7 protein-coding genes are annotated in these 8,991 nt (G+C 67.9%); all 7 read right to left on the reverse strand.

The window, feature by feature from the left end; translation table 11 throughout:
* Positions 1-109: 109 nt before the first annotated feature.
* The 7 genes from ACFE77_RS07585 to ACFE77_RS07615 all read right to left on the reverse strand — a co-directional run bounded on the left by ACFE77_RS07585 (position 110) and on the right by ACFE77_RS07615 (position 8,794).
* A complete protein-coding gene (locus tag ACFE77_RS07585) occupies positions 110-1,276 on the reverse strand; it encodes an isovaleryl-CoA dehydrogenase (RefSeq protein ID WP_375421024.1) in 1,167 nt (388 codons plus the stop codon).
* A gap of 168 nt (positions 1,277-1,444) precedes the next feature.
* Positions 1,445-2,071, reverse strand: coding sequence for a 2-dehydro-3-deoxy-6-phosphogalactonate aldolase (locus ACFE77_RS07590; protein WP_375421025.1), 627 nt, complete (start codon positions 2,069-2,071; stop codon positions 1,445-1,447).
* Between the two features lies 1 nt (position 2,072).
* A complete protein-coding gene (locus ACFE77_RS07595) occupies positions 2,073-2,990 on the reverse strand; it encodes a 2-dehydro-3-deoxygalactonokinase (RefSeq protein WP_375421026.1) in 918 nt (305 codons plus the stop codon).
* 180 nt (positions 2,991-3,170) lie between these two features.
* Positions 3,171-3,977, reverse strand: a complete 807-nt coding sequence (locus ACFE77_RS07600; protein ID WP_375421027.1) for an ATP-binding protein — start codon at positions 3,975-3,977, stop codon at positions 3,171-3,173.
* Between the two features lie 34 nt (positions 3,978-4,011).
* Positions 4,012-5,364 carry a PEP-CTERM-box response regulator transcription factor gene (gene prsR / locus ACFE77_RS07605; protein ID WP_375421028.1) on the reverse strand — a complete coding sequence of 451 codons (1,353 nt, stop codon included), beginning with the start codon at positions 5,362-5,364 and terminating at the stop codon, positions 4,012-4,014.
* Complete coding sequence (gene prsK, locus ACFE77_RS07610; RefSeq protein WP_375421029.1) at positions 5,361-7,427, reverse strand: XrtA/PEP-CTERM system histidine kinase PrsK; 2,067 nt, start codon at positions 7,425-7,427, stop codon at positions 5,361-5,363. The genes prsR and prsK overlap by 4 nt, the downstream gene beginning before the upstream one ends.
* Complete coding sequence (locus ACFE77_RS07615; RefSeq protein WP_375421030.1) at positions 7,406-8,794, reverse strand: TIGR03013 family XrtA/PEP-CTERM system glycosyltransferase; 1,389 nt, start codon at positions 8,792-8,794, stop codon at positions 7,406-7,408. Before ACFE77_RS07615 ends, prsK begins: the two co-directional genes overlap by 22 nt.
* Positions 8,795-8,991 lie beyond the last annotated feature (197 nt).

Consider the following 8,991-nt stretch of genomic DNA (forward strand, 5'->3'; position numbering starts at 1 on the left):
GCCGTGACGGAGGGGGCTCTCCCCACACGCTGCGTTCGCGGAGAACCCCCTCCACCATCCGCTCCGCGAACGGTTCCCCTCCCCGTACCGGGGAGGAATAGCGCGGCGCTCACTGTGCCACCGTCGGCGCGGCGCCGATCAACTCGCGGCCAATTAGCATCCGGCGGATCTCGTTCGTCCCCGCGCCGATGTCGAGCAGCTTGGCGTCGCGCATGAAGCGTTCGACCGGCCAATCCTTCGTATAACCCGCGCCGCCCAGCGCCTGGATCGCCTCCAGCGAAACCTTCACCGCGCTCTCGCTCGCCAGCAGGATCGCGCCCGCGGCGTCGAACCGCGTGGTCTTGCCCGCATCGCAGCTCCGCGCGACCGCATAGACATAGGCGCGGGCGGAATTGAGCGCGACGTACATGTCCGCGACCTTCGCCTGCATCAGCTGGAACCCGCCGATCGGCTGCTCGAACTGCTTGCGCTCGCGGATATAGGGCAGGACCACGTCGAGGCAGGCCTGCATGATGCCGAGCTGGATGCCCGCGAGCACCGCGCGCTCGTAATCGAGCCCGCTCATCAGCACCCCGACGCCGCCATTGACCGGCCCCATCACCTGCGCGTCGGAGACATGGCAGTCGTCGAACACCAGTTCCGCTGTCGGGCTGCCGCGCATGCCCATCTTGTCGATCTTCTGCCCGATCGAGAACCCCGGCATGTTCTTCTCGATCAGGAAGGCGGTGATACCGCGGCTGCCCTCGCCGGTCTTCGCATAGACCACCAGCGTGTCGGCATAGGCGGCGTTGGTGATCCAGAACTTGGTGCCGTTGAGCACATAGCCGTCACCTGATGCATCGGCGCGCAGCTTCATCGACACCACGTCGGAGCCCGCGCCCGCTTCGGACATGGCGAGGCTGCCGACATGCTCGCCCGAGATCAGCTTGGGCAGGTATTTCGCCTTCTGCTCCGGGCTGGCCCAGCGCGCGATCTGGTTGACGCACAGATTGGAATGCGCGCCGTAGCTGAGGCCGACCGACGCCGACGCGCGGCTGACCTCCTCGATTGCGACGACATGATCGAGATAGCCGAGGCCGAGGCCGCCATATTCCTCGGGCACGGTGACGCCGTGCAGGCCGAGCGCGCCCATTTCGGGCCACAGCTCACGCGGAAACCAGTCGTCGGCGTCGATCCGGGTGGCGAGCGGCGCGATGCGATCGCGGGAGAAGCGATGTGTCGTTTCGCGGATCATGTCGGCGGTTTCGCCGAGCGCGAAATCCAAATCGGGCGACATCCTGTTCTCCATGCACATTATCGTCCGGCCTTGAGGTGCCGGTTTCAGCCGCGATAACCCTCGCCGCGACAAAAGGGAACGTCGCGGCATTGCTCGCACACGGAAGCCGTCTGGCTTGCACGTGCCGCACCGGCCCGACCGATCGCGCAACGGGACTCGGGTCGACGCCTATGACGCCGCCCGATAGGCCGCGACGATCTCGCGGGCCCGGGTGGCGACGTCGTCGGCGGAGAAACCGGGCTTGTAGAGCTCGCCGCCGATACCGAAGCCGGCCGCTCCCGCCGCCCGCCAGAGCGCGAGATCGGACGCGCCGACCCCGCCGACCGCGAGCAGCTTAGTGCCCGCGGGCAGCACCGCCGACAGCGCCTTTAGGTGATCGGGGCCATAGGTGGCGGCGGGGAAGAGTTTCAGATGGCGCGCACCCGCCGCAACCGCCTGGAACGCCTCGCTCGCGGTCGCGAAACCCGGCAGCACCACCATGCCGCGCGCCACAGCGTGCGCGATCACCGCAGGATCGGTGTTCGGCGTCACGATCAACGTGCCGCCCGCCTCGGCGACCTGATCGACCGCCGCGGGCGACAGCACCGTGCCGGCGCCGATCAGCGCCCGCCCGTCGCAGGCCTTGGCGAGGCGTGCGATGCTGTCGAAGGGGTCGGGCGAATTGAGCGGCACTTCGATCAGCCGAATCCCGGCATCGATCAGCGCATCGGCGATCGCGACCACCTCGTCGGGCTTCACCCCGCGCAGGATCGCGACCAGCGGCAGATCGGCAAGCAGCGTTTCGAGATCGGTCACGTCATTCTCCCAACAGGCCGGCAGCGGCAGCGAGCGCGCCGATCCCCGCGAGCGCGGCGGCATCGCCGTCGACCGATATGGCGTCGACGCCGGCATGCGCCAGTGCTGCGGCATAGCCTTTGCAGAGCACCGGCGCACCGACCACGATCACGGGCCCCGGCGCGGGCAGCAGATCGAGCATCCCGGCGACATCGGCGCCGATCGTGAGCCCCGACAGGAACGACAGCGCCTGATCCGCCGCCATGCCGTCGCGCAGGCGCCGGCTCCGCGCCTCGAACAGCAGATGCCCCAAGGCCGGGCGTCGCGGATCGAAGGCACGATCGAGGCCGAGCGCGAACGCGTCGTCGACTCCGGGCGTCGTTCCCGCGGTATCGCGGCCGAGCACGCTGTGATCGCGCAGGCAGGCGAACAATTCCCCGGTCAGCGTGGTGTGGAAACGCTCGACCCGCCCCGCGTCGACAAGCGCCCATTTGTTGTGGGTCCCCGGCAGGCAGAACAGGTGGCGCCCGACATCGCGATCGGGCGACAGCGCGACCGCACCGAGGATCTGGGTCTCCTCCCCGCGCATCACGTCGGGCGCGCCCAGCATGTTCTCGCATGCCAGCCCCGGCGCGATCGCGATCTGCCGGCCGTCGCTGTCGAAGCGGACGAGCGCGGCGGCAAGGCGATCGACGTCGACCGGGCAATCGAGGTACGGCGTCTCGACCCAGCCCAGCGTCGAACCGACCATGCCGCACAGGATGGCGGGGACCTTGCCGTGTTCGCCCCAGCCGGCGGTGGCGGCGGCGAAGGCGGCGGCGGGGTCCTGTGTCTGCGCCACGCCCAAGCCTTCGGCGCGATCGATAACCTCGCCGTCTCGGCAGAGCGCGAGGCGGAGCCGCGTCGTGCCCCAATCGCCCGCGATGAAGGTTCCGGTCATGGCGTGGTTCCTCGGCTTGATCCGGTGCCTCTTAGACGTGCGGGATCGGTCTGGTCTATCGGGCGTGTGAGCCGGGACTGCATACCAACCGTGTTCCTGCGAACGCAGGAACCCAGAGTTACAAGGGCGAACGCTGTTGGCCCTGGGCTCCTGCGTTCGCAGGAGCACACCCGTATTCGTTTACCCTTCCAGCGACCGTCCGGCGCGCCCCGCGAGATCGACCACGTAATGCCACGCGATCCGACCCGACCGGCTGCCCCGCCGCGTCGCCCATTCGATCGCCGCCCCGGGCTCGAAGCTCAGTCCGTGCCGCGCGGCATAGCCCGCGACGATCGCCAGATAGGCGTCCTGATCGAGCGCATGGAATCCGAGGCTGATCCCGAAGCGATCCGCGAGCGCGAGATGATCGTCAGTTGAGTCACGCGGATTGATCGCGCTCTGCTGTTCGGCGATGTCGCGCGGCACCAGATGCCGGCGATTGGCGGTCACCAGCAGCCGGACGTTGCCGGGTCGCGCCTCCGCGCCGCCCTCCAGCAACGACCGCAACCGGCGTGCATCGGCGGGCATGTCGAAGCCGAGATCGTCGATGAACAGCGCGAACGATCGCGGCACCGGCGCCAGCAGAGCGAACAGTCGCGGCAGGCTTTCGATCGTCGCCACCTCGATCAGCGCGAGCGCGTGGGTATCGGCCTGTACCGCCGCGACCGCGCTCTTGACCAATGCCGACTTGCCGGTGCCGCGTGCACCCCAGAGCAGCACGTCCTGCGCCGCCGCACCGCGCGCGAACCGGGCGAGGTTGTCCATCAGCGTCGCCTTCTGGCGATCGACGCCGATCAGCAGGTCCAGCGGCAGCGGCGCGAATCGATCGGCGACGCGCAGCGCGTCGTCGCGCCAGAGATAGCCCCGGTGTGCGTCCGGGGCTGCCGGCGCGGGCGGGGGTGGCGACAACCGCTCCAGCGCGGCGGCGATACGCTCCAGTGGATCCATCGCGCCGCCCTAGCGAGCGCGCGCGGCTCCGTCATCAGGCATGGAGATCGTAAGACTTGAGCAGATCGTACAGCGTCGGCCGGCTAATCCCGAGCAGCCGCGACGCGCCGGATATGTTGCCATCGGCGCGCGACAGCGCCTGCCGGATCGCGCGCCGGTCCGCCAGTTCGCGGACGTGGCGCAGGTTGAGCGGCACCGGCTCGGCGGCCTTGCCTTCCAGGTCGAGATCGGCGGCGGTGATCAGCTTGCCGTCCGCCATGATCACCGCGCGCTTGATGCGATTTTCGAGCTCGCGGACATTGCCCGGCCACGGCCATGCATCGATCGCGGCGCGCGCATCGGGGGCGAGCCCGGTCACCGCGACGTTCATCGACCTGGCGTAACGCGTGACGAAATGGCGCGCGAGCAGCCCGGCGTCGCCGGGCCGTTCGGCGAGCGACGGGATCGGCACCACGATCTCTGCGAGGCGATAGTAAAGGTCTTCGCGGAATCGCGCCTCGGCGACCATCGCGTCGATGTCCTGATGGGTCGCGCAGACGATCCGGGTGTCGACCGCGATCGGCGCTCGCCCGCCGATCCGCTCGATCACGCGTTCCTGAAGGAAGCGCAGGAGCTTGACCTGCAAGGGCAACGGCACATCGCCGATCTCGTCTAGGAACAGCGTGCCGCCCTGCGCCTGCTCGATCTTGCCGGGCGTGGTCTTCACCGCGCCGGTGAAGGCGCCCTTCTCGTGCCCGAACAACTCGCTTTCAAGCAGGGTGTCCGGGATCGCGGCGCAGTTGATCGCGACGAACGTACCGCGCGATCGGCGCGAGAGGTCGTGCAGGCCGCGCGCGAGCACTTCCTTGCCAGTTCCGCTCGCGCCGAGCAGCATCACCGACACGTCGGCAGGCGCCACGCGTTCGATCGTGCGCACCACTTTCGCCATCTCGGCGGAGGCGGAGATTAGCCCGGCGAGCCCGGTCTCGCTGGCGCGGGACGCCAGCCGCCGGTTTTCGCTTTCGAGCGCATGGACGTGGAACGCCCGCGCGACGATCAGCCCGAGCGCGTCGATGTCGATCGGCTTGGCGTAGAAATCCCAGGCGCCGTCGGCGATCGCCTTCAGTGCGGACTCACGCGCGCCATGGCCCGACGCGACGATCACCTTGGTGTCGGACTTGAGGCTGAGGATCTCGGCAAGCGTCGCGAAGCCTTCACTGACACCGTCGGGATCGGGCGGCAAACCTAGATCGAGGGTGACCACCGCGGGTTCGTGCGCGCGGATCGCCTCGATCGCCTCCCCGCGAGTTGCGGCGGTGACGATCTCATAGCCTTCATAGGCCCAGCGCAACTGGCGTTGCAGCGCGGCGTCGTCCTCGACGATCAGCAACACGGGTCTGGCAGTCATGCGGCGCTCTCCAAGGCGGCGGCGGCGGGCAACATCAGGCGGAAGCGGGTGCCCTCGCCCTCGCGGCTTTCCACCGCGATCGTGGCGCCCATCGCCTCGACCAGTTGACGCGCCTCGTACGCCCCGATCCCGAAGCCGCCGGGCTTCGACGACGCGAAGGGGCGAAACAATTGGTCGCGAACGAACGCGGGGCTCATGCCGCAGCCCCGGTCGACGATCTCGATCGAAATCTGCCCGCCCGCGGCCGCGATCTCGACGATCACCGTCGCATCGCCCGCGCTCGCCTCCACCGCGTTCTGGATCAAATGGCCGAGCACCTGCTCGAGCCGCCCCGGCTGGGCGAGCGCGACACCCGATCCTTGGATCTCGACCGCCAGTTGCACCTGGCGTCCCACCGCCGCCCGCATTGCGAGCGCGGCGACATCGACGGGCTGGACCGTTTCGGCGACCGGCTGGTGATGCTGCGACAGCCGCGCGAGCAGCGCATTCATGCGCGTCGCCGAATCCTGCAAGGTGGCGACCATATCGGAACGGAATTCGGGGTTGTCCGCATGCTTCTCGGCATTGCGCGCAACGAGGGTCAGGCCACTGACGAGGTTCTTGATGTCGTGGAGGATGAAGGCAAAGCGGCGGTTGAACTCGTCGAACCGTGCCGCATCGGCGAGCTTGGCGTGCGCCCGGTCCTCGGCGAGATAGCTCGCGGCCTGGCGCCCGGCGACGCGTAACAAGTCGAGATCCTCCCAGTCGAGCGCCCGGTCGACCGGCGGTCGGGCGAGCAGGATCGCACCGACCAGGCTGGTGCCGTGCAACAGCGGCACGATCGCCCAGGCGTCCGCGCGCTCGCGGATCCAGTCGGGCACTATCGCGGCCTCCTGGCCATCGGTGGCCATCCGGACCGCATCGAGTTCGACGATCCGGGCGGTAGCGGCGAGATGGCGGGCGAGCCGATCGTCGCGATCCGTCGGCGGGCGTCCTTCCCATCGCCACGCTGCGCCTGCCTCCAGCGCACCACCCGCAGCGACGAGCAGCAGCCCGGCAGGCGAATCGGTGAGGTCGGCGACCGCCTTCACGATCCGCTCGGCCAGCGGCGCCGCGTCCCCGCCAGGCGTTCCGAGTGTTTCGGTGAAGCGCTGCCACTCGGCGCGGTAATCATAGCGGTGACGGAAGAGATGCTTGGCGACCTTCACCTTGGTCCACGCCCGCAGCCAAGGCGTCGAGACCAAGGTCAGGAGCATTGCGGTCGTGCCGAACACCGCGGCGGCCTGGAGAATACGGCCATAGGAGCCGCCCAGCCGGTCCGCGATGCTGATCAGCAGCAGCGTCAGCAATGCGTAGAGCGCCACGCCGATGACGGAGAGTGACCGCAGCGCGACGGTGCGCGACACGGTGAGCGACCAGTCGCCGCCGCGATGCGCGGCGAGCGCGAACACCAGCGCGACGCCCGCCATCCCGAAGCCACGACAGGCGATCAGCGGGGCGAGCCACGTTCCGCCCGCATAGCTCGACGCGAACACCCCCGCATCGAGCGTCCACATCGCGGCGAGTGCGACGACGGTCGGCCGGATCCAGCCTCGTGCGGCAGGGCCGGCGATGCCGTGAAGGTGACGGACCAGCAGCAGTGCGGCCACCGCGCCCATCATCCTTAGCCCGAGCCTGGTTTCGGTCAGCGCGCTCACCGTCGCGTTGTCGAGCGGTCTGGTCTCGATAACGGCCACGCCCGCCGCGCCGATCGCAAGCAGGATCGCCATCACATACACCGCGAACACCGACCCCTCCCCGGCACGCGCAGGCCGATCGGCGCGGCGGACCAGCGCGAGCATGAAGGCGAGCCAGGCGATGTTGCGGATGCTGGCGCTCACCCGTGTCGCCACATCGTGCGCATCGATCCCCGCGACCGCCAGCGCCCACAAGGCGGAGGCGGTGAGAGCGATCACGAAGGTCTTCTGCGGCCAGCCACGTTGCGGATTGCGCAACTGCCCGACCGCAAGCAGCCCGAACAGCAGCGCCGCCAGGGCGTGGCCCCAGACGGTCAGCGTCGCGATCACCGGGCCCCCGCCGGCCACAGCACGACCCTGAGCGTCTGCAACAGGATCAGCATGTCGAGAAAAGGCGAGTAGTTCTTGGCGTAGTAGAGATCGTATTCCAGCTTGTTTCGAGCATCGTCGATCGACGCGCCATAGGGATAGTTGATCTGCGCCCAGCCGGTGATCCCGGGCTTCACCATGTGCCGCTCGGCATAATAGGGCAGATGCTGTTCGAGTTCGTCGACAAATTGCGGACGTTCGGGGCGCGGGCCAACGAAGCTCATCTCACCCTTCAGCACGGTCCAGGTCTGCGGCAGTTCATCGATCCGCACCTTCCTGATGAAGCGACCGATTCGCGTGATCCGCGGATCGTCACGCTCCGCCCACACCGCCTTGCCGGCGACTTCCGCATCCTGCCGCATCGACCGCAGCTTCAAGATGTCGAAGCTCTCATTATAGAGCCCGACGCGACGCTGGCGGTAGAAGGCAGGCCCTTTCGATTCCATCTTGATGGCGATCGCGGTGGCGACGATCAACGGCAGCGTCAGCAGCAGCAGCAGCAGGCTGGCGACGATGTCGAACGCGCGCTTGAACATCGCCGACAGCATCAGCCCCGATGAAAATCCGTCGGAGAAGATCAGCCAGGATGGATTGACGCTGTTGAGGTCAATCCGCCCGGTCTGGCGTTCCAGGAACGTCGAGATCTCGCTGACGGTCACGCCGGTGGTCTTGACCCGGAGCAGATCGGTCAACGGCAGCGCGTTCCGCCTCTCCTCCAGCGCCAACACCACTTCGCTGGCGCCGAGATCGACGATGTGTGCGGCGAGATTGGAGATAGCGTCGCGCGGCACCGCGCCGGGCACGACGGGCACGCCGGCCGACATCGCGACGAAACCTGCAGCGACGAAGTTGATCCCGGGCTGCTGCGACAATTCGCGGATGCGTTCGGCGCGCACGCCGGCACCCAGCACGAGCACCCGGCGCTTGAACATCTCGCCGCCGAGCACGCGGCCGAGCAGCGCGCGGATCACGACAAGGAAAACCGTCGCGATGAGCATCGAATAGAACAGGTTTGATCGCCAGAACGTCAGCGACGGCACGAAGAAGAAGATCAGCGACAACAGGACCACGCCGAGCGAGATCGCCACGACAAGGCGCGCCGCGGCGAACCGCAGCGACAGGAACGATCCGACGCCATAGGCACCGACGGCGACCAGCGCGATCTGGAGCGATGCCGCGAACGACAGCAACTGTGGGATGCGCGTGTAGATCGGCCGCACCGCCATGCCGATCTGGCTGGCGCGGAATACCCAGCCAATCTCGGCAGCGGCCATCAGCAGCATGCCGTCGACGAGGCCAAGCAGCAACACCGCGTGCGGCACGTAATGCTTGAACAGGCGGATCATGCCGTGGGTGCGCTCCATCAACGGGTTGTAAAGGAACCCGACGGACCATTTCGCAGCAAAAGCCGAAGAAACATTGAACGCTTCATTACGGGGCGAACTCGGGCGTTTCGCCGACCCGCTCGAGCCGCTAGAGGCAAGGCCAAGCGGAGGAAGCATGCGCAATACCAAGATCGTCCCGGTCATCCTTTCTGGCGGAT

The organism is uncultured Sphingomonas sp. (assembly GCF_964243315.1).
Classification (GTDB): Bacteria; Pseudomonadota; Alphaproteobacteria; order Sphingomonadales; family Sphingomonadaceae; genus Sphingomonas.